The sequence below is a fragment of the Rhizobium sp. SG_E_25_P2 genome, from assembly GCF_029892285.1.
GTDB lineage: Bacteria > Pseudomonadota > Alphaproteobacteria > Rhizobiales > Rhizobiaceae > Rhizobium_E.
On the sequence record NZ_JARXVM010000011.1, the window covers coordinates 94,541 to 111,749 of the forward strand.

Genomic DNA, 17,209 nt, shown 5'->3' on the forward strand with positions numbered 1-17,209 from the left:
ATTCTGATCTATACGACGCGTCTATGCTGACTGCTGGGCCGTTACATGAAGTTTTTCAGGATCAGAACGTTTCGTGATGAAATTGTTTGCGCGGACGAAAACACTGGCCAACTGATCAATACCAATTACGATAATCTCGATGAGCGCCATGTGCCTGTCGTCGCTGTGCGGTTCAACGACGACGACCGCATGCTGTTCTTGGCGAGTGTCGCTCTGGACGCCCTGGCCATTCGCTGCGACAATCTGGGACGCTCGGCGCCGCTTCTTCCTCTCCAGGCTTATTGGACAGGTCGGGATAATCTTTACAATCTTGTCTCTTTCGAAAGCGGGCTCTATCTCTGCGCGCCTCCTGTCAGCGCCGATCACCCCGAGCATATCTTATCGGCGAACCGGCGCGATGCCGACAAGTGGGAAGAGTTCCGGCTCACTGAATTCACGCTTCCCGAAGAATTCGGCTATTTGCGAGAGCCGCTGGACGCTCTTGCCCCGATCATACGCAGCCTAATGGTCGATACCGACATCGCCGGCGCCCTTGGTCATATGAGGCCGGACCTGATTGCCCCGGTGAATGGCCTTACGCCCATGTTGGGCGAGAAGCGCCTCGAACACTACGCGAAACAATTGCTCGCGGCTCCTGAGTTAACCGAGATTTTTGCATCCGCCTTTCCAGGCGACATCTGGGCGACCCATGGTCTCGGGGAACTGCATGCGACGCCGCGCCCAGACCACACACTCCGGGAGATCGGCCCAGCCTTTGACCCGCTCACCAAAGCTGCCCGCGACCGGGTCTATGTGTCGCTGCCCCAGGCCTGCGTCAGCGCGGCGCGACGCCTGGTTGAGCCGACGAAAACCGCCTGCGTGCTCGCCACGGCGCGAAACGAAGGGATTTACCTCATAGAATGGCTCGCATACCACCGGCTGTTGGGGTTGGAACAGTTCTACATCTACAGCAATGACAATGACGACCAGTCCGATCTTCTGCTGTCGGCTCTTGCCGAAGCCGGAGAAATAGTCTGGATTCGCAACATCGTCGCCGATGGCGGTGCAGCGCAACTGAAGGCCTACGGCCATGCTTTCGGGATTTCGCCAGATATACTTCAATATCGCTGGTGCCTGACAATTGACCTGGACGAGTATTTCGTCCTCAACCCAGAACGATTTTCTTCGGTCATCGATTATCTCGACTGGCAGGAGCGCCAGGAAGTCGACGCAATCGCGCTGAACTGGGTCTTTGTCGGCCCAACGGGCGAAAGTTCTTGGCGGGATGAGCCGCTGCGCGAGCGATTCCGCGATCAACTCGGGTATCCTCCGGTGGACCCGCATGTGAAGTCATTCTGCAGGCCGCAGAAGTTCATCTATTCAGAGCCGCATTTCCCGATCTCCGCCGAAAGATCCAACATCATATTTCGCGATTCAACCTCGGCCCTTCATAGCCATCAAAAAGCCTCCGAGCATTCAGGGATTTACGGAACTTCACTGAGCGACAAGCCTAACCGAGACTACGCCTGCATCTATCACTACTTCTTCAAGTCCGCTGAAGAGTTCATGTGGAAGTTTTCCCGCAACCGCGGCGACTACGCCAAGAAAAGCGGCCATGCCGGCGTGTCGATCACCAAGGAATTCGTAGAAAACTTCATGGAGTTTCACACGCCCCGTCACGCCTCGCGAAACGATTGGATCAATCGCTGCGCGCCGGATCTTGACCAGGAAATGGGCCGCTTGAAGGCCCTCCCCGGCGTCGCGGATGCGCTCGAAACCGTCAAGGCGGCGTTTCATGCCCGTGTCGCCGAATTCAAGCCGATCTTCGCCGAGGCCCCGGGCATCAAGGACGCGGGCGAAGCGGGCGGCGCCTTTTTGAGCCTGCTCGGCGAAAAATCGTCGCAGTAACCCGTCTGGCTTGACACATGCAAACTCTGTCAAAGCTTTAACTCGACAGGATTTTCCGTACGGACTAGCTGCTGAGCCATCATTTGAAGTGACAGGAGTCCAAAATGTACACATTGCTGATGCGCTACGCGACGCCGCTGATCACCGGCCTGTTCGTGGTGAGCCTGATCTCCGGCGTCGCGCTGTTCTTCCATCTGGGCCAGGCCTATTTCCACGGCATGCATGAATGGCTGAGCATGGTGCTGATCCTGCCTTTCGTCCTGCATCTGATGAAAAACTGGCGGCCGTTCCTGAATTATTTCCGCCGGTCGCCGATGGCCATTGCGCTCGGCGTCAGCCTGATCGCCTGTCTGCCCTTCGTCTATCAGGGCGCGATGGGGGCTGCTGGCGGCAATCCGGTGATGGGCGTCGTCAGAGCGCTCGAAAAGAGCACTCTCGCCAATGCCGCGCCGGTGTTCGGCAAGACGCCGGACGCCTTGAAAGCGGCGCTGGAGCAGAAGGGATATGCAGTCGCGTCAACCGAGACGACGCTTGGCGAGGTCGCCAAAGCGTCGAGCAAAGAGAGCTTTCAGTTGATTGGCGACATCACCAAGCTCGACCCCTGATCAGCGCACGATCGTGAGCGTCTCGGCGGCGCGGGTGACGGCAGTGTAGAGCCAGCGCTCGCGGCTGTCGCGAAAGGCCCAGGCCTCGTCAAACAGCACGACATTGTTCCATTGCGAGCCCTGCGCCTTGTGCACCGTCAGCGCGTAACCATAATCGAACTCGTCGTAACGCTTGCGCATCGACCAGGGGATCTCGCCGTCGATCTCCTCGAAGGCGGCTTTCAACAGCTTGATCTTGGCGGCGCCGCGATCCATGTCGTCGTCTTCGGGTCGGATGAGGAGATTGATGCCCGGCTTGGTCGTCTCCTTGGAGGATGACATCACCTGCCAGAGCGAGCCGTTGAGCAGGCCCTTGACCTGATCATTCCTGAGGCAGACCAGCTTGTCGCCGGCGGCCGGATAGCCGCTCGCAAACCCCTTGAGCTCGCGCAGGCGTTGATTGTAGCGCTTCCTGGTCTTGTTGGTGCCGACCAGCACCTGATCGGCCTCGAGCACCAGCGATTGCGTCACCTCGTTGCGCGAGATCACCTGCGCCGTCCCGTAGTCCCCATGCATGATCTCGCGTCCTTCGCGGATCTGCATGGCGAGCTGGATGATCGGATTGTCGCGCGCCTGACGGTGGATTTCCGTGAGCAGGAAATCCGGCTCCTGATCGGTGAAGAAGCCGCCGCCCGACACCGGCGGCAACTGGCCGGGATCGCCGAGCACCAGCACTTTCGTGCCGAAACTCAGCAGATCCTTGCCCAGCGCTTCATCCACCATGGAACATTCGTCGATGACGATCAGCGGCGCTTTCGCCACCGGGCTCTGGCGGTTGATGGAGAACATCGGAGTGACGGCCGTCTTGCCGGTCACCTCGTCCTCCACCTCTTCCTCGCCTTTCGGACGATAGATCAGCGAATGGATGGTCTTGGCGTTGGAGGCGCCGCGCGAGCGGAGCACCTGCGCCGCCTTGCCGGTGAAGGCGGCGAATAGTACCTCGCCATCGACATTCTCGGCGAAATGCTTGGCGAGCGTGGTCTTGCCGGTGCCCGCATAGCCGAACAGCCGGAACACCTGGCTCCGTCCGTCCTTCAGCCAGCGCGATACGGCCTGAAGCGCCTCATCCTGTTGGGTTGAAAATTGCATAGAGCCTTCTGGCAGGATTCTGCCGGGGAATGCAACGTCGATAAAGCTGAATTCATGTCTGCCGACGGCCGCCAGCGACGCGAGCCGCATTCACCACCTGAATAGCTCCTATCGAAAATTCCGACTTCTCCAAACTGATTGGTCAACTAATTAATCAACTGTGATGAAAGCGGCGGTGCAGGAGGCGTCGTCGCAATCATGTTCTCGTGGAGGGGAAAAAATGTCATTTAGGTCACGCACAACGATAGCGCTACCGGCTTCTATGCTCGCTTTATCCATAGCGACCGGAGCGGTCAGAGCTGAAGACACCAAGGCCATTGCGGCGACGGAGCCCAAGACATCGTCGTTCATTGATATTCTCAACGGCCATGTGCCTCCCGGCCCGTTGGCGCCCCTCGGTAAGACGCTGAGAAACAGGGGCATTCAGCTCGAATTCAACATCATCGACATCATGGTGGCCAATCCTTCAATGGGGCTGAAAACCGGCCAATACGAGAATGTGACGTTGTACGACGCGGGCGTCGATCTCGATCTCGAGAAACTCATGGAGCTCAATGGATCCACCCTGCATTTCCACTATCTCTATGTCCCGGAGCCGCACAACAACGGAACTTTTGGCTCCTATGCCGGCGATTCCTTGATCGGCAACTCCGGGCCTTACATTCCCGAAAAGTGGCATCTGCGCCAATTTGCATGGGAACAGAGGTTATTGGACGACAGGCTGGACATATCGTTCGGCATAGATCAGGCGAGCAATTATTTCGCCCTGCCTCTATGCAATCAGCCTTTCCTGTGCCAACTCGGCGGCCTCCAGACCGGGGTCGGTATGAATCCGCCGCCCTATTCCAACTATGGCGCTCGCGCCGCCTATAGCTTCACGCCCGAATGGACCGCGCAAGTCGGCTTCTGGCGCAGCAATACCGCCTTTCCCTTCACCAATGGTTGGGAAGGCTGGAATGGCGAGGTGACATTGCCGAACGGCGTCGTGCTGGACGAGCCGAACAACAGCCTCTACCTCGCGAATCTGGTCTACAAGACGACGCCGGCGACGGATCCCTATCCGAAATATTATGAAGCCATGTTCTACCATAATGATGGCGACCAGACCGACCTTCACACCGGCAAGACCCATAGCGGCACGAATGGCGCCTATGTGGGAGGGCGGCAGACCATCTGGCGAGAAAGCGAGGATCCCACCGCAGCTTCGGTGTCCCTCTACAGCAGCCTTTACGCCAGTTTCGATCAGGAAAACAATTACGGCCTTCAGCATGAACTCAACGCCGGCGTAACGTTGAGCGGGCCCTTTTCCAGTCGCCCGTTCGACAGTTATTCGCTGAAGGTCATCTGGGACCGGCTCACGCCCGACGCCGGCGCCTATCTCAAGGAAGCCAACACCGGAACCTACACCAATGGCCGAGACGAGGTGGCCATCGGCGTAGACGCCAATTTCGTGATTGCCGGGAGCCTGATTTTTCAACCCTGGGCCAACTATGTGATAAATCCCAATACGCTCCAGAATCCGACGGCGTCGGGCGACCCGAAAACCGGCTTCGCCATCGGCTTCAATCTCGTCTCACTGGCCGGCAAGGCTATCGGACTCTGAGAGCGGTTGAGAAGCCGCTCAACATTCGCCTCGACGTTTCGCGCTCCTTGGGAGCGCGGGACGACACCAGATGAAGGTCGCTGCGGCGTCATTGGCTCCGATCATCAGATAACGCAGCATTCGCCTGCTCCTAGTCACGTCCTGGTCTGTTGGCTATAACCGGCAAAGGGTGAATGGGGGCCAAGGCCGCATGAAAATTCTGATCCTCGGAGCCACCGGCTTCATCGGCTCGGCCATCACCGATGCGCTGGCCGCTCACGGCCATTCAATTGTGGCTATGGGCCGTTCGACCGGACGCGCCAAATCGCGCGAGACGGGGTTGAATCGCGATGTGAACTGGCTGACAGGCGATCTCAGCATGCTCCGCCAAGCCTCTGACTGGACTCGGCTTTTGGACGGCGTCGAGGTGGTCGTCAATTGCGCTGGCGCGCTGCAGGACGGCCTGTCCGACAATCTCGCCGCCGCCCAGCGCGATGCGATGCTCGCTCTCTACAACGCGGCCCGGACACAGAAGATACGCCGTATCGTGCAGATCTCGGCGGATACGAATGGAGCGGGCGCCGACGCCGCCTTTCTCGCCACCAAGCGCGCCGCCGACGAGGCGTTGAAGGCCTCTGGCCTCGACCATGTCATTCTTCGCCCCGCCTTGGTGATTGGGCGCAACGCTTTCGGCGGCACGGCGCTCATCAGGGCGCTGGCCGCCCTGCCCTTCGCGCTGCCGCTTATTGATCACGACAATCCCGTCGCCACCGTGGCGCTGACGGATGTGGCCGCTCAGGTCGTCGCCGCCGTCGAGGGCGATATGCCGGAAGGCGCTGATCTGCATCTCGCCAGCCCCGAGGTTCCGACGCTCGCCGAACTCGTGAAGCTGCATCGCCGCTGGCTCGGCCTGCCCGATGCGTCCGTCATCGGCCTTCCGGCGCTGGTGGGCCGCCCGGTGGGCGCGGTCGCGGACCTGCTCGGTCGTCTCGGCTGGCGCTCGCCCTTGCGATCGACGGCGCTCAGGGTCATGTCCGGCGGCCTGACGGCGCGATCGCCGGTCGAGGGCTTGATGAATGCCGGGCAGACTTTGGCCGCCCAGCCCGCCGGCGTCCAGGATCTGTGGTTCGCACGGCTCTATCTCCTGAAGCCCCTCATCTTCTTCACGCTATCGTTGTTCTGGCTATTGTCCGGCATGATCCCGCTCCTCGATCCCATGCGGGCGGGAGCGAATTTCCTGCCCTTCATGCCCTGGAGCGCGGCGCTCACCGTCACGATCGCCACCTGCGCGCTCGACCTCGCGCTCGGTCTCGCCGTTGCTGTCCGGCCATGGTCTCGACAAGCGCTTTGGGGCATGCTGGCGACATCGCTGGCCTATATGGTCGGCGGCTCGCTTCTTCAGCCCGATCTCTGGTTCGATCCACTCGGACCGCTCGTCAAGGTGCTGCCATCGCTCGCGCTGACGCTCGTGGCGCTCGCCATTCTGGATGAACGCTGATGGAGCTCGAACCCTTCCTTCGGCTCGCCCATGTCGTCGGCGCCGCCGTTCTCCTGGGCACGGGCGCGGGCATCGCTTTCTTCATGGTCATGGCGCATCGCAGCCACGACGCGAAACTGATCGCCCATGTTTCGGGCACGGTGGTGATCGCCGACACGCTGTTTACGGCCACCGCTGCGATCTTGCAGCCCATCACCGGCTATCTTCTCGCGCGCGAGATCGGCTGGCCGTTGACGGAGGGCTGGATCCTGCTGTCGCTGGCGCTCTACGTCTTCACAGGCCTGTTCTGGCTCCCGGTGGTGGCGATCCAGATCCGTCTGCGCGACCTCGCCCACCGCGCCGCCGCAGAAGGCGCACCCCTGCCGCCCGCCTATTTCAGGCTCTATCGTATTTGGTTCGCCTGCGGCTTTCCCGCCTTCGCAGCCGTGGTCGGCATCTTCTGGCTGATGCTCAACAAGACGGACCTGACTCTCTTCTTGAACTGAAGCAATTTGCGCCAAGGCCTTGCGGAGACTCGGCAAATTCTGTCAACGCAGCATCGGCCAGAGGCTCAGCACCAACAGCGCCGCCATGGTCAGGTTGAACCATTTCAGCCGCACCGGCTCCGACAGCCAGTCGCGAAGAAGCGCGCCGAACACGGTCCAGCCGCCCTGGCACGGCAGCGCCAGCAGCAGGAAGGCGAAGGCGACCACGAATACCGACAGCACGGGATGGGCGGGATCGGCATAGGCCGCCATCGACGACACGGCCATCACCCAGGCCTTGGGATTGACCCACTGAAACGCCGCAGCCGACCAGAAGCTCATCGGCTCGCCGACCTCGCCGCCCTCGCCCAGCGACCGCGACATGCCGATCGACCAGGCGATATAGAGAAGATAGAGTCCGCCGGCGATCTTCAGCAGCGTATAGACAATCGGCGCCGCCTCGAGCAGCGCCCCCAGGCCGAAACCGCAGGCGATCAGCAGGCTGCCGAAGCCGACTTCAATGCCGATCATATGCGGGATTGTGCGCTTCAGCCCGAAATTCACCCCCGAGGCCAGCAACATCATATTGTTGGGTCCGGGGGTGATCGAGGTGGTGAAGGCAAACAGGACGAGCGATAAAATAACTTCCGGGGACATAGGCGGCCTCCTCCAATTAGGTCAGCTTACCTGTCCCATTTCCACCGTCCAATGAATTGGCGTGATCGACAGGCAACGCAAAACGATGGCCTGTGGCGAATAAAAACACAGATGGCCGGAATAAACCGGGGCGTCCATGTGTCTCACTACTGCGGACCCAAATCTGGATCCCTGACCGAGGAGAGAGACGATGAAAACACTGATCACCCTGGCGTTCACCCTTGTCGCCACTGCCGCCTTCGCGGCATCGGCGCCCGTCAGCACCGTTGTGACCGAGAAGGGCGACGTTCTTGCCGGCAAAGATGGCATGACGCTTTACACGTTCAAAAATGACAAGGCGGGCCAATCCAATTGCTACGACGCCTGCGCCGCCAACTGGCCGCCCTTCATCGCCGCCGCCGACGCTGCAGCGGAAGGCGACTTTTCCCTCGTTTCCCGCAAGGACGGCTCGCTGCAATGGGCGAGAAATGGTATGCCGCTGTATTACTGGACCAAGGACAAGAAGATGGGCGATGTCACCGGCGACGGCGTGAAGGGCGTCTGGGATGCGGCCCGTCCGTGATCCGAACCTTCCGGAGCAAGATCCCTCGATGCCGGCGCATACCAGCGTCGAGGAACATCTGCTCGCTCTCCTGCCGAGGCTTAGACGATACTCCCGCAGCCTGACGCGGTCGGACGCCGACGGCGAGGATCTTCTGCAGGACTGTATCGAAAAAGCGCTGTTGAACCGCGATCGTTGGGCTGGAGGTAATTTCCGGGCCTGGGTCACGACGATCATGACCAATCTCTACCGCAACGGATTGCGCCGCGGCCGCCGCTTTCCCGTGCTTGATCTCGATGCCGCTGAAACGCTCGCCAGCGAAGAGCCGGCCTCCGACCCCCTGGAGCGACAACGCCTTGCCGAGATTCTCGATAGCCTCCACCCGGACCAGCGCGCCGTGCTGATGTTGGTTGTCGTCGAAGGCTTCAGTTATGCCGAGACGGCGGCAATTATCGGCGCGCCCGTGGGCACGGTGATGTCGCGGCTGTCGCGCGCTCGAGCCGAAATGAGCGCCCGGCTTAAAAACAGGAACATCATACACTTGCGGAGACAAGAATGAGCGAAGACGCCGCAACTGTCAGCACCGAAATGTTGCATGCCTATGTCGACGGCGAGTTGTCGCCGGACGAGGCGGCGCGGATCGAGGAATGGCTCGCCAGGCATCCGGATGCAGCCGCTGAAATCGCCGAATGGCGCCGGCAGAACGCGGAGATCAAATCCATGTTCGCCCGCTATGAAAAAGCGCGGCCGGGCGACCAATGGCGCATGCGCGCAACGCCCCGGCGCTTGCCTCGGGGTCGGGTCTTGCGATGGGCGGGCGCGACAGGAATGGCCATCCTTGTCTTCCTGGCGGGAAACCTCAGTTCCAGCCTCATATCCTTCAGCGCGAAGAACAATGGCGATGATCCGCCCCTGCAACGCCAAGCCAGCGCCAATTTTCTGGTTTACGCCAGCGATATGCGCCATCCGGTCGAGGTCTGGTCCGACGAGAAGGATCACCTCGTCGCCTGGCTTGGCAAACGCCTTGGCGCCTCACTCTCGGCGCCCGACCTGAGCAGTCTTGGCTTCAGCCTGGTTGGCGGCAGGTTGGTGCCAGTCGATGAAAAGGCCGGCGCGCTGCTGATGTATGAAGATAGCTCCGGAAAGCGCCTGACGGTGCTCATCGGCCGCAATGGCGAGAGCCGCGAAACAAGTTTCCGCTTTGCCGCCCAAGGCCCGATCGAGACCTTTTACTGGATCGACCGCGATCTTTCCTACGCTGTAACCGGGGAGATTTCCCGTGAGACCCTGCGGCGCATCGCCGATGAGTGCTACAGGCAATTCCAGATCTGAACAGCCCGCCGGCTGAACCGGCGGGCTTTGTCCTCACATGCCCTGGGAGCCGCGATTCATCGCGGCGATGCCGGTGCGGCAGACTTCGATCAGGCCGAGCGGCTGCATAATGGCGATGAACTGGTCGATCTTGGACGGCTTGCCGGTGATCTCGAACACAAAGTGATCCGTGGTGGCGTCGATGACCTTGGCGCGGAAGGCGTCGGCCAGGCGCAGGGCCTCGACGCGATGCTCGCCGTTTCCAGCCACCTTGATCAGGCCGAGTTCGCGCTCGATCGGCCGCTCCTGGCCCATTTCGCGAGCGCGGACTGTCAGATCGACGACGCGATGCACCGGCACGATGCGGTCGAGCTGGGTCTTGATCTGTTCGAGCACATGCGGCGTGCCGCGCGTGACGATGGTGATGCGCGACAGATGAGACTTATGCTCCGTCTCCGACACCGTCAGGCTTTCGATATTGTAGCCGCGGCCCGAGAACAGGCCGATGACGCGGGCGAGCACGCCCGGCTCGTTGGACACCAGGACCGATAGCGTATGGCTCTCGGCAAGCTCGGTTTCCTTGGAGATGAAATAGGCCGAACCGGTCGGCTGTAGATGTGCGTTCATGTCTGTTTCCTGCCCTTGTGTTTAGTGCGCCAGCTCGACGCTGACTGAATTTTGAAATTTCTGCGCCGCTCGCACCAATGCGCGATCAAAAGTTACGAAGGTTCCACCCAATCTCACGGATGCGAGGTGGAAGGCATCAGCAAAGTCCAGACCGTTCTCACAGAACGCCAACGCCGATCGAAAGCGTTTCGGCTCCTCGATAACCACCGTCGACACCTGCGCCAATCGCCCGAACAGATCGAGCGTCGTCGGCTTGTCCAGCCTGAGCACCTTTCGAAGCACCCATTCCGTTTCCAGCAGCACCGTGGAGAGCAGAAGAACGTCGCCGCCACTGATTATCCCTGCGGCGATCTCCCATTGTTCGCTGTCATCTCTCGCGAGATATCGAACGAGCACATTGGTGTCGACCACGCGGATATCCATGGCTATCGGCTCTTCCGCTCCCAGCGTTCCCGCACCTCTTGAGCGATCGCTTCTTCGATCATCTCATCCGTGATGGACGGCCCACAGTATCGTGGAAGCGATGCCGTGAACTCCTCGACCGTCAGCTTCCGCTGCGGCTCCGCTGCAGGAGACGCCACCGTAAGCCGCACCTCTTTGCGGCCGCCGCTGACGTCGACATCGTCGCCTTCGACGATGCCATGCGCCTCAAGCACCGCCCTCGGCAGCGCCACCACGTCATCTGGACTGATCTGCACCTTAGCCATTGCGATCTCCTGGCGGGAAGGATGTTGAGGATCATATCCCTCCCGCCGATCTTTATCAAACCAGCTGGCGACCCTTAGCGTCGATGGCGTTGGCGACGACTTCGTCGGTCGCCTCGTCCGGCAAGAGCATCTCGTTATGCGCCTTGCCCGAGGGGATCATCGGGAAGCAGTTGGCGAGATTGGCCACGCGGCAGTCGAAGATCACCGGCAGCGGGCTTTCGATCATCTCCATGATCGCCGCGTCGAGATTTTCGGGCTTGTCGCAGCGAATGCCGTGGCCGCCATAGGCTTCCGCCAGCTTGACGAAATCGGGCATCGCTTCGGTATAGGAGTTGGACAGCCGATTGCCATGCAGAAGCTGCTGCCACTGCCGCACCATGCCCATATACTGGTTGTTCAGGATGAAGATCTTGATTGGCGCGTTATGCTGCACCGCCGCCGACATTTCCTGAATGCACATCTGGATCGAGGCGTCGCCAGCGATGTCGATGACCAGGCTGTCGGGATGAGCGATCTGCGCGCCCAGCGCCGCCGGCAGGCCGTAGCCCATCGTGCCCAGACCACCCGAGGTCAGCCAGCGATTGGGCTCTTCGAACCTGTAGAACTGCGCCGCCCACATCTGGTGCTGGCCCACTTCGGTGGTGATGTAGGTGTCGCGGTCCTTGGTCAGCTCATAGAGCCGCTCAATGGCGTATTGCGGCATGATCACGTCATTGCTCTTGGCGTAGGCGAGCGAATTGCGGCCGCGCCATTTCTTGATCTGCGCCCACCAGTCGGCCAGACGTTCCTTCGAGGCTGCCTTGGCCTGGGCGCGATAGATCCTGAGCATGTCCTCGAGCACCGAGGCGGTATCGCCGACGATGCGGCAATCGACATGCACGTTCTTGTTGATCGACGAGGGATCGATGTCGATATGGATCTTGATCGAATTGGGCGAAAACGCGTTCAGGCGGCCGGTGATGCGGTCGTCAAAACGCGCGCCGACGCAGAGCATGACGTCGCAGTCATGCATGACCATATTGGCTTCATAGGTGCCGTGCATGCCGAGCATGCCGAGCCAGGCCGGACCAGAGGCCGGATAGGCGCCGAGGCCCATCAGCGTCGAAGTGATCGGGAAACCGGTGAGATCGACCAGTTCGCGCAGCAGCTTGGACGCGACCGGACCGGAATTGATCACGCCGCCGCCGGAATAGATGACACCCTTGCGCGCGCCGGCGAGCAACGCCACCGCCTTTTCGATTTCGGTCAGGTCGCCCTGGATTTTCGGCTGATAATTGGCCTTGAGGGGAACTTCGGAGGGCGGCACGTAGGTGCCGGTGGCGAACTGCACGTCCTTGGGGATGTCGACGACGACGGGGCCAGGACGGCCGGTCTGGGCGATGCGGAAGGCTTCATGCAGCACGCGGGCGAGATCGTTGACGTCCTTGACCAGCCAGTTGTGCTTTGTGCAGGGACGGGTGATGCCGACCGTGTCGCATTCCTGGAAGGCGTCGGAGCCGATGAGCGAGGTCGGAACCTGACCGGTGATGCAGACGAGCGGAATGGAGTCCATCAGCGCGTCCTGCAGCGGCGTCACCGCGTTGGTCGCGCCCGGACCGGATGTGACCAGCATGACGCCGACCTTGCCGGTGGAGCGCGCATAACCTTCGGCGGCGTGGCCCGCGCCCTGCTCGTGACGGACGAGAATATGCTGGATATCGTCCTGCTGGAAGATTTCGTCATAGATCGGCAGCACGGCGCCGCCGGGATAGCCGAAGATGTGCTGGACGCCATTGTCCCTCAAGGCTTGCAGGACGATCTCCGCCCCCGTCATCCGCATGTCGCTCATTGTCTCTATTTCCTTCCCTTCGAATTACCGCGCGCATTACCAAGTTTCAGGGCATAAAAAAAGGCCCCCGGAGGAGCCTCGTTTTGCGCATGGGTGGCTATCGCCGGACGGTTACACCGTCCTGCCCATGCGCCTTCCCACTACAAGAATGTTTGCGAATTTGATCATGCGCCCTGCATAGAGCGAAATTCTCCGGACGTCAACCGCGCCAGACGGAAAGACGCAACAGGCCAAGGCTGCCCCGAACCATTAAATGTCTCTAATACAACAATTCAACACGTTCGGGATAGCGGCGCAAAATTGCTGCGCTTGCTAAGTATTGACTTGATTTTCGTAAAATTACGGGATTGACCAGGAACAGGGAGCATATTGATGACGAAAGAGGGAATGGATTGCGTTTTCCCCGGAGCTCGACGATGTTCATTAATGAAGCGTTTACTCGCCTGAAGATGCGTCTCAGGGTGACCGAGAGTGCTGCGCTCGCGGACACCCATCGGTCGGTGGTGTCCTATCTGCTGATCGTCGGCGTGGTGTATTTTCTCTACAAGACGCTCGACTACATCGCAGCAGGGCTCGATCCCTCTCATTTCCTGACATTCACCTGCAGTTTGGTGACGGCGCTCATCTACGGAGCCGCCTATCGCTGGCTGAGATCGCGCAGCGCGATCACCGTGGCCGCGCTTGAGCGACTCTGCCTGACATTGCAAGTGTTGCTCTATGTCGATGTCATCGTCTACATTCACACTGACTACAGGGAATCGAAACTCGTCTATCTCTTGCTGATCGCCATGGTCTTCGCCATAGGCAGCGCCACTGCCCGATTGACGATCTTGAGCATCGCGGCGCCGATCGCAACGCTCGGCTTTTATGTCTATATCGGCATGCCCGGCGCGGATGCAGAATATTTGCGTCTGGCGTCGGCAACCGTGGCTGTCGTGCTCGGCGCCTTTGCCGCCTTGCGCAGCGCCCTCATTCGCCAGATCGCGGCGCGCGACCTCGCATCCGGTTATGCCGGTGAATTGGAGCGGCAATCATACATCGATCCACTGACTGGAATTAAAAATCGGCGTTCGGTGTTTGCCAATCTCGATCTGCTCACCCGCCAATCACAACCGTTCTGGTTCGGCGTCCTTGACCTGGACGGCTTCAAGCAGGTCAACGATCAGCATGGACATTCGGTCGGGGACGATCTTTTGAGCAGGGTCGCCAGCCGACTGCAACAGATGGCCGGCCCCGACCTGGTGGTAGGGCGGATCGGTGGCGACGAATTCGCGCTGACCCTCATCGGCGCTCGCAACGCGCAAATGGCCACCGAGGCGGCCAACAAGGTGATCAACGCCATTTCCGAGCGATACCGTCTTGACACCGTGGAGTTGAAGATCGGCGCGTCGATAGGACTTGTCGCGTTTCCCACCATGGCGTCCGAAGCGCGTGGTCTTTATGAAAGCGCCGATTTCGCGCTTTACAAAGCCAAACAGTCGGCTCGCGGCGGCGTGGTGATCTACAATGAGGCTGAGGCCGCAGAACAAAAGCAAAAAGAGGCGCTCGAACACGCCTTGCGGCTGGCGGACTTCGATCGGGAACTGCATCTGCTTTTTCAGCCGCAGATACGCCTCGACAGCCGTCAGCCCGAAAGCTTCGAGGCTCTGGCGCGGTGGAACAGCCCCACGCTCGGCTCCGTGCCGCCGGGAATCTTTATTGGAGCGGCGGAACGTACGGGACAGATAAAGGCCATCACTTCCGTCGTGTTGGCCAAAGGCTTGGCAACACTCGCCGCCTGGCCGGAGCGGATCGGCATGTCCTTCAATCTGTCCGCACAGGATGCGGGCGACATGAATTTTGTGGGCAGCCTTCTGGAACTGGTGCGCCGATCGGGCGTCGCGCCGCAGCGCGTGGAATTCGAAGTCACAGAGACCGCGATCCTTGCGGATCAGGACGCCGCGCATCGGGCCTTGTCGATCCTCGCCGAAGCCGGCTGCCGCATCGCGCTGGACGATTTCGGTTCAGGCTATTCAAGCCTCCAACATCTTCGCGTCCTGCCGCTCGACAAGATCAAGCTGGACAGAACCTTCGTGCGCGACGCGACGGAGCCCGGCGCCGCACGCGAAATCGTCGCCAGCGTTGTGGCGCTGTGCGAGAGGCTCCAGTTGCGCTGCGTTCTCGAAGGCGTCGAAACCGAGCAGGAACTCGCCGCGCTCTCGGACATGAAGCTGGACATTATCCAGGGTTATCTGTTCGGTCGCCCAATGTCGGAAACCGCCGCCGCCGATTTGATCGCCGCCTCGGCCTAATCCGCTCAGCGCCGCGCCGTGATCACATAGCGGTGCTGCGCGGCGCGCTCCAGTCCCCTGAGCAAACCGAAGTCGGCGCGTTGCGCCCGGTGAATGGCGGCGAGATTCGCATCCACGACGATGTCGCGGAAGCCCGCTTCGGCGAGCATGTCCGCCACGGCCCCGGCGCGCGCGCCGTTGGAAAAATGCACGCGCGAAAGGATGCTCCTATGGGTCGCGGCGAGATCCGGCCCCGCGCCATGGCGCGGACCCGCTCCGCCGCCGAGCCTGGAGATCCAGCCCGCCATCGCTCCGAACACTCTCGACAGCACGGTCGTATTGACGAAATCGCCATCGACGACGAGCAACATGCCGCCGGGCTTCAACACGCGTCGCCACTCCTTGAAACACGCGAGCGGGTCGACCAGCGTCCAGACGAGATGGCGATTGACGACGACGTCGTAGACATCATCTGGTTCCATCGTGTTCTCGGCGTCGCCGGTGAGGAAGCGGATCTTCCGCCCTCGCGTCTTCGCCTTGGCGCGGGCTCGCTCCAGCATCGGCTCCGCCCAGTCCATGCCTGTGACATCAAAGCCCAGATCGTCAAGGAGATGACTGATCACCGCCGTGCCGCAAGCAAGATCAAGCGCGCGCCGGCCCTGCCCCTCGCCGATATGCCGGCGCAGGAGATCCAGCCATGCGCGCCTCTCGGCCTCCGAGAAGATTTCATGGCCAGGCTGCGTGTCGAAGGTTTCGGCCCTGACAGACCAGTATGCCTTGATCTCGTCCCTCAATCCATGATTGGCGCGTCCGCTGGCGGTCATGACCCGTCTCCCATTCCAGTCTGGAATCGTTCGAAAAGATAATTCTTGACTGTTGAAATCAACAATTATAAGCCCCAGTTAACTCAACCAAGCGGATCAAGTAAAGATGTTTATTTTCAATAAGGTGGCCGTCGCCGCCTCGATCCTTTGCACCCTTCTTTCTGGTTCCGCCCTTGCTGGCGAAATCGTGACCGTCAAGGATATCACCGGCCGCGAGGTCAAGGTGAGCGTGCCGGTCGAGCGGGTCATTCTCGGCGAAGGTCGGCAGATATACTTCACCGCAGCCCTCGATACGGACGCGCCATTCAAGCGCGTCGTCGGTTGGCGCGACGACTTCAAGAAGGCCGATCTCGATGGCTACAACGCCTATCTCGAAAAATTCCCGGAGATGGACAAGATCCCGACCTTCGGCGGCATGAAGGACGGCACCTTCGACATCGAGCAGGCAGTGACGCTGAAGCCCGACGTCATCATCATGAATATCGACGCCAAGTCGGCGACCGAGGAAAGCGGCTATATCGAAAAGCTCGAAAAAGTCGGCATTCCGCTCGTCTATGTCGACTTCCGCGAAAAGGCGATGGAAAACACTGATCCGTCCATGCGGCTGATCGGCAAGCTCTATGGCAAGGAAGAACGCGCCGAGGACTTCGTGAAGTTCCATGACGAACAGCTGAAGCTGGTCACCGACCGCCTCGCCGTCGCCAAGGACCTCAAGAAGCCGCTCGTCTTCATCGAACGCGCCGGCGGCTATAGCGACGATTGCTGCATGTCCTTCGGCTCGGAAAACTTCGGCAAGATGGTCGAACTCGCCGGCGGCGTGAACATGGCCAAGGACATCATCCCCGGCACCTTCGGCACGGTGAACCCCGAGCAGATCACTGCATCCAATCCCGATCAGATCATCGTGACCGGCGCAAATTGGGAGCTCTACGTTCCCGGCGGCGCATGGATCGGCGTCGGCCCGGGCGCGGACAAGGCGGTCGCCGCCAAAAAGCTCGCCGCGCTGATGCAGCGCCCCGCCTTCACCGATGTCAAGGCGGTCAAGGACGGCAACGTCCACGCCGTCTGGCACCAGTTCTACAACAATCCCTACCAGTTCGTCGCCGTCCAGCAGATCGCTAAGTGGCTGCACCCGGACCTCTTCAAGGATGTCGATCCCGAAGCGACCTTCGCCGAACTGCATACGCGCTTCCTGCCGGTCGAATACCGCAGCGGCTACTTCGTCTCCCTGAATTCGGGGCACTAATTTCCCGGGCCGGCGCGCAAGCGCCGGCGTCTCG

18 protein-coding genes are annotated in these 17,209 nt (G+C 60.5%); 10 read left to right on the forward strand and 8 right to left on the reverse strand.

From position 1 onward, the window contains the following. Positions 1-21: 21 nt before the first annotated feature. Complete coding sequence (locus M2360_RS16105) at positions 22-150, reverse strand: hypothetical protein (RefSeq protein ID WP_280776281.1); 129 nt, start codon at positions 148-150, stop codon at positions 22-24. Between M2360_RS16105 and M2360_RS16110 the strand changes: the two genes are divergently transcribed. Both M2360_RS16110 and M2360_RS16115 read left to right on the forward strand, forming a co-directional pair. Next, positions 151-1,887 (forward strand): glycosyltransferase family 2 protein, encoded by a 1,737-nt coding sequence (locus M2360_RS16110; protein ID WP_280776282.1) that lies wholly within the window; start codon positions 151-153, stop codon positions 1,885-1,887. A gap of 104 nt (positions 1,888-1,991) precedes the next feature. Next, the gene (locus M2360_RS16115) at positions 1,992-2,492 is read left to right on the forward strand and encodes a DUF4405 domain-containing protein (protein WP_280776283.1); all 501 of its coding nucleotides are present in this window, start codon (positions 1,992-1,994) and stop codon (positions 2,490-2,492) included. Here M2360_RS16115 and M2360_RS16120 read toward each other — a convergent pair whose 3' ends face one another. Then, positions 2,493-3,620 carry an ATP-dependent RecD-like DNA helicase gene (locus M2360_RS16120; RefSeq protein ID WP_280776284.1) on the reverse strand — a complete coding sequence of 376 codons (1,128 nt, stop codon included), beginning with the start codon at positions 3,618-3,620 and terminating at the stop codon, positions 2,493-2,495. A 262-nt stretch (positions 3,621-3,882) separates the two neighbouring features. Here M2360_RS16120 and M2360_RS16125 point away from each other — a divergent pair, with 262 nt between their 5' ends. The 3 genes from M2360_RS16125 to M2360_RS16135 all read left to right on the forward strand — a co-directional run bounded on the left by M2360_RS16125 (position 3,883) and on the right by M2360_RS16135 (position 7,185). After that, positions 3,883-5,223 (forward strand): carbohydrate porin, encoded by a 1,341-nt coding sequence (locus M2360_RS16125; RefSeq protein WP_280776285.1) that lies wholly within the window; start codon positions 3,883-3,885, stop codon positions 5,221-5,223. Between the two features lie 190 nt (positions 5,224-5,413). Further along, positions 5,414-6,700: an SDR family oxidoreductase gene (locus M2360_RS16130; protein ID WP_280776286.1), complete on the forward strand. Its 1,287-nt coding sequence runs from the start codon at positions 5,414-5,416 to the stop codon at positions 6,698-6,700. After that, the gene (locus tag M2360_RS16135; RefSeq protein ID WP_280776287.1) at positions 6,700-7,185 is read left to right on the forward strand and encodes a DUF2269 domain-containing protein; all 486 of its coding nucleotides are present in this window, start codon (positions 6,700-6,702) and stop codon (positions 7,183-7,185) included. The genes M2360_RS16130 and M2360_RS16135 overlap by 1 nt, the downstream gene beginning before the upstream one ends. Before the next feature lie 42 nt (positions 7,186-7,227). Here the strand turns inward: M2360_RS16135 and M2360_RS16140 are convergent, their stop codons facing one another. Continuing rightward, positions 7,228-7,821 carry a LysE family translocator gene (locus tag M2360_RS16140; protein WP_280776288.1) on the reverse strand — a complete coding sequence of 198 codons (594 nt, stop codon included), beginning with the start codon at positions 7,819-7,821 and terminating at the stop codon, positions 7,228-7,230. Positions 7,822-8,011: 190 nt separating this feature from the next. On the opposite strand from M2360_RS16140, the gene M2360_RS16145 reads away from it, so the two are divergent. Genes M2360_RS16145 through M2360_RS16155 form a run of 3 tightly spaced genes read left to right on the forward strand, consistent with a single transcriptional unit; the run spans position 8,012 to position 9,694 of the window. Continuing rightward, positions 8,012-8,383 (forward strand): hypothetical protein, encoded by a 372-nt coding sequence (locus M2360_RS16145; protein ID WP_280776289.1) that lies wholly within the window; start codon positions 8,012-8,014, stop codon positions 8,381-8,383. 28 nt (positions 8,384-8,411) lie between these two features. Next, positions 8,412-8,921, forward strand: a complete 510-nt coding sequence (locus M2360_RS16150; protein ID WP_280776290.1) for an RNA polymerase sigma factor — start codon at positions 8,412-8,414, stop codon at positions 8,919-8,921. After that, a complete protein-coding gene (locus M2360_RS16155; protein ID WP_280776291.1) occupies positions 8,918-9,694 on the forward strand; it encodes an anti-sigma factor in 777 nt (258 codons plus the stop codon). Before M2360_RS16150 ends, M2360_RS16155 begins: the two co-directional genes overlap by 4 nt. Before the next feature lie 33 nt (positions 9,695-9,727). Here M2360_RS16155 and ilvN read toward each other — a convergent pair whose 3' ends face one another. Genes ilvN through M2360_RS16175 form a run of 4 tightly spaced genes read right to left on the reverse strand, consistent with a single transcriptional unit; the run spans position 9,728 to position 12,835 of the window. Beyond that, positions 9,728-10,300, reverse strand: coding sequence for an acetolactate synthase small subunit (gene ilvN / locus M2360_RS16160; protein ID WP_137157902.1), 573 nt, complete (start codon positions 10,298-10,300; stop codon positions 9,728-9,730). Between the two features lie 21 nt (positions 10,301-10,321). Then, complete coding sequence (locus M2360_RS16165; RefSeq protein ID WP_280776292.1) at positions 10,322-10,723, reverse strand: type II toxin-antitoxin system VapC family toxin; 402 nt, start codon at positions 10,721-10,723, stop codon at positions 10,322-10,324. A gap of 2 nt (positions 10,724-10,725) precedes the next feature. Further along, positions 10,726-11,007 carry a hypothetical protein gene (locus tag M2360_RS16170; protein WP_280776293.1) on the reverse strand — a complete coding sequence of 94 codons (282 nt, stop codon included), beginning with the start codon at positions 11,005-11,007 and terminating at the stop codon, positions 10,726-10,728. A gap of 55 nt (positions 11,008-11,062) precedes the next feature. Continuing rightward, entirely contained in the window at positions 11,063-12,835 is a 1,773-nt protein-coding gene (locus M2360_RS16175; protein WP_280776294.1) for an acetolactate synthase 3 large subunit, read from the reverse strand. 416 nt (positions 12,836-13,251) lie between these two features. On the opposite strand from M2360_RS16175, the gene M2360_RS16180 reads away from it, so the two are divergent. Then, a complete protein-coding gene (locus M2360_RS16180) occupies positions 13,252-15,126 on the forward strand; it encodes an EAL domain-containing protein (RefSeq protein WP_280776295.1) in 1,875 nt (624 codons plus the stop codon). Between the two features lie 5 nt (positions 15,127-15,131). Here M2360_RS16180 and M2360_RS16185 read toward each other — a convergent pair whose 3' ends face one another. Continuing rightward, positions 15,132-15,929, reverse strand: coding sequence for a methyltransferase domain-containing protein (locus tag M2360_RS16185; protein ID WP_280776296.1), 798 nt, complete (start codon positions 15,927-15,929; stop codon positions 15,132-15,134). 106 nt (positions 15,930-16,035) lie between these two features. Between M2360_RS16185 and M2360_RS16190 the strand changes: the two genes are divergently transcribed. Continuing rightward, complete coding sequence (locus tag M2360_RS16190) at positions 16,036-17,175, forward strand: ABC transporter substrate-binding protein (RefSeq protein WP_280776297.1); 1,140 nt, start codon at positions 16,036-16,038, stop codon at positions 17,173-17,175. Positions 17,176-17,209 lie beyond the last annotated feature (34 nt).

Excerpts from the sequence above, each read along its gene's own strand:
- M2360_RS16105 (WP_280776281.1), bottom strand. The coding sequence starts at position 150 with ATGGCGCTCATCGAGATTATCGTAATTGGTATTGATCAGTTGGCCAGT.
- M2360_RS16115 (WP_280776283.1), top strand. The coding sequence starts at position 1,992 with ATGTACACATTGCTGATGCGCTACGCGACGCCGCTGATCACCGGCCTG.
- M2360_RS16120 (WP_280776284.1), bottom strand. The coding sequence starts at position 3,620 with ATGCAATTTTCAACCCAACAGGATGAGGCGCTTCAGGCCGTATCGCGC.
- M2360_RS16125 (WP_280776285.1), top strand. The coding sequence starts at position 3,883 with ATGCTCGCTTTATCCATAGCGACCGGAGCGGTCAGAGCTGAAGACACC.
- M2360_RS16130 (WP_280776286.1), top strand. The coding sequence starts at position 5,414 with ATGAAAATTCTGATCCTCGGAGCCACCGGCTTCATCGGCTCGGCCATC.
- M2360_RS16135 (WP_280776287.1), top strand. The coding sequence starts at position 6,700 with ATGGAGCTCGAACCCTTCCTTCGGCTCGCCCATGTCGTCGGCGCCGCC.
- M2360_RS16140 (WP_280776288.1), bottom strand. The coding sequence starts at position 7,821 with ATGTCCCCGGAAGTTATTTTATCGCTCGTCCTGTTTGCCTTCACCACC.
- M2360_RS16145 (WP_280776289.1), top strand. The coding sequence starts at position 8,012 with ATGAAAACACTGATCACCCTGGCGTTCACCCTTGTCGCCACTGCCGCC.
- M2360_RS16150 (WP_280776290.1), top strand. The coding sequence starts at position 8,412 with ATGCCGGCGCATACCAGCGTCGAGGAACATCTGCTCGCTCTCCTGCCG.
- M2360_RS16155 (WP_280776291.1), top strand. The coding sequence starts at position 8,918 with ATGAGCGAAGACGCCGCAACTGTCAGCACCGAAATGTTGCATGCCTAT.
- ilvN (WP_137157902.1), bottom strand. The coding sequence starts at position 10,300 with ATGAACGCACATCTACAGCCGACCGGTTCGGCCTATTTCATCTCCAAG.
- M2360_RS16165 (WP_280776292.1), bottom strand. The coding sequence starts at position 10,723 with ATGGATATCCGCGTGGTCGACACCAATGTGCTCGTTCGATATCTCGCG.
- M2360_RS16170 (WP_280776293.1), bottom strand. The coding sequence starts at position 11,007 with ATGGCTAAGGTGCAGATCAGTCCAGATGACGTGGTGGCGCTGCCGAGG.
- M2360_RS16175 (WP_280776294.1), bottom strand. The coding sequence starts at position 12,835 with ATGAGCGACATGCGGATGACGGGGGCGGAGATCGTCCTGCAAGCCTTG.
- M2360_RS16180 (WP_280776295.1), top strand. The coding sequence starts at position 13,252 with ATGTTCATTAATGAAGCGTTTACTCGCCTGAAGATGCGTCTCAGGGTG.
- M2360_RS16185 (WP_280776296.1), bottom strand. The coding sequence starts at position 15,929 with ATGACCGCCAGCGGACGCGCCAATCATGGATTGAGGGACGAGATCAAG.
- M2360_RS16190 (WP_280776297.1), top strand. The coding sequence starts at position 16,036 with ATGTTTATTTTCAATAAGGTGGCCGTCGCCGCCTCGATCCTTTGCACC.